The sequence below is a fragment of the Kitasatospora putterlickiae genome (assembly GCF_039527695.1).
In the GTDB taxonomy this organism is placed as follows: Bacteria; Actinomycetota; Actinomycetes; order Streptomycetales; family Streptomycetaceae; genus Kitasatospora; species Kitasatospora putterlickiae.
Map to the genome: position 1 here is coordinate 1 of NZ_BAAAKJ010000119.1, position 2,199 is coordinate 2,199.

The following is a 2,199-nucleotide window of genomic DNA, read 5'->3' on the forward strand; positions in this document are numbered from 1 at the left end:
CCGGGCCGGCGGCCGTCGGCGACCGGGCGGTGTCCGCCGTCGAGGCCCTCTGGGGCACCGCCTGGGCCGGCCGGCTGCTGCTCGAACTTCCCGCCACCGGCGAGCAGTTCACCCGGCTGCTGGCGGACGAGCGGCCCGGCTGGTCCGGCCTGGCGGCGGTCACGGTGGCCGCGCCCGGCGCACCGCTGAACGCCCCGGCCGACCGGGTCCTGGTCAACCCGGAGATCTGGGCCGGTCTGAGCGACTTCGGCCGGCAGGTGGTGGTCACCCACGAGGCGGTGCACGTGGCGACCCGCGCCGACACCCGGGCCTGGACGCCGCTCTGGCTCTCCGAGGGCGCCGCCGACTGGACCGGCTACCGCGACACGGGCCGCCCGGCCGCCCGGATCGCCCCGGAGCTGGCCCGGGACGTCGCCGCCGGACGGCTGCCCACCGCGCTGCCCGAGGACGCCGCCTTCACGGCCGGCGGGGAGGGCCTCGCCCAGGTCTACGAACAGGCCTGGCTGGCCTGCGACCTGATCGCCCGCCGCTACGGGCCGCAGCGGCTGGTGGCGCTCTACCGGGCGGTCGGCGCGGCGGCCCCGGGCGCGGACCGGCAGGCCTGGCTGGACGGGCTGCTCCGGGACCGGCTCGGCCTCGGCCTGGCCGAGTTCACCCGGCTCTGGCAGGCCGAGGTCCGGGCGCTCGCCCGGGAACCCTAGGGACCCTAGGGCCGGGCCGAGGGCCGGGCGCCCTGGCGGCGCTCGCCGGGCGAGGTCCGCGGCCGGTCGATGCCGTCCAGCAGGTCCTGCTCGTACGCGATGCCCGGGCGGACCGAGAACGCGGCCGCCGGGACCGGTTCCGGGCGGGCCAGCACCACGGTCTCCGCAAGCCGCTCGGTGCGCCGGGTGGAGCGCCAGAGCCGCACGCAGGACAGCACGGTGGCGGCCAGCAGCAGCAGATTGCGCACGGCCAGCACGGCGATCGCCCCCGGCTCGCTGGCGACCACGTCGCCGAAGAGCAGCGGGAACTCCACCAGCGTCAGCGGGGTCGCGGCCAGGATCAGCAGCGCCACCGGCCGCTGGCTGCTGTTGCGCACGGTCAGGCAGACCGCCGCCACGCCGACCAGCCAGACCAGGTACTGCGGGCTGATCACCCGGCTGGTCACGGTGAAGATCAGCAGCGCGGCGAGCGCCGCGTCGTACATGGTGGCCGCGTTGCGCCGCCGGGCGGTGAAGCGCCACAGCAGCAGCCAGCCGAAGCCGAGCACCGTGCCGGCCAGCATCACCTTGCTGACCACGTCCACCCACGGCCCGAGCATCTCCACCGAGCCGTAGTTCATCATCACCTTGCCGTCCCAGGCCCCGGCGATCCGGGCGAAGTGGATCGGCAGCGCGCCGACCGACTCCACCTCGATGCCGCGGTCCTTCTGGAACGTCAGGAACTCGAACGCGCCGTTCATCCCGGCCGCCAGCAGGAAGCCGATCGAGGCGGCCGCGGCGGCCGCGGCGGTCCAGGCGCGGCGGGTGCGCCGCCCGGAGGGGGTGCCGATCAGGCCGAGCAGCGGCCAGATCTTGACGATGCCGCCGAGGCCCAGCAGCAGGCCGCCGATCGCCGGCCGGCGGACCAGCGCCAGCAGGCCGGCCACCGCGATCGCGGTGACGATCACGTCGTAGCGGTTGTAGATCATCGGGCCGAGCAGCGGGACGCCCGCCACCCAGACCCAGGCGCCGGTCAGCGCCCGGCCCTTGCGCATCCCGGTGCGGACCAGCAGGGCCATCGCGGCCGCGTCGGCGATCCCGCAGAGGACCCAGAACGACACCAGGTAGGACCAGGGCAGCAGGCCCGGCAGCAGGATCACCAGGGCGGCGCCGGGCGGGTACTGCCAGGTGACGTCGTCCAGCGGGAAGGTGCCGGTCTGCAGCACGCCGTACCAGCCGTGGTAGATCAGCCAGACGTCGGCGGTGATGTCCCCGCCGGGCATCCGCAGCACGCCGGTCACCAGCAGCACCAGGAGCGTCCGGGTGGCCACCCAGCTCGCGCCGAGCGTCAGGAGCGCGCCCGAGCGGCCGGAGGGGCGCGTGGTGCTCTGCGCGGGCTCGCGGCGGACGGCGAGCGCCATGCCGGAGCCCTCGGCGCCGCTGGATGTACCGGACTCGGTGGCCGGGGCCAACTCCACTGCGCTCCCTCGTTCGTCTCGGACGTCCCGCCGGCGGCGCC

1 protein-coding gene and 1 pseudogene are annotated in these 2,199 nt (G+C 76.0%); one reads left to right on the top strand and one right to left on the bottom strand.

Annotated features, from left to right (window positions below; all coding sequences use genetic code 11):
* A pseudogene (locus tag ABD308_RS12390) lies at positions 1–701 on the top strand (hypothetical protein); the annotation flags it as partial.
* A gap of 5 nt (positions 702–706) precedes the next feature.
* On the opposite strand, the gene ABD308_RS12395 reads toward ABD308_RS12390, so the two are convergent.
* Positions 707–2,158 (bottom strand): glycosyltransferase 87 family protein, encoded by a 1,452-nt coding sequence (locus ABD308_RS12395; protein ID WP_344332707.1) that lies wholly within the window; start codon positions 2,156–2,158, stop codon positions 707–709.
* Between the last annotated feature and the right edge of the window lie 41 nt (positions 2,159–2,199).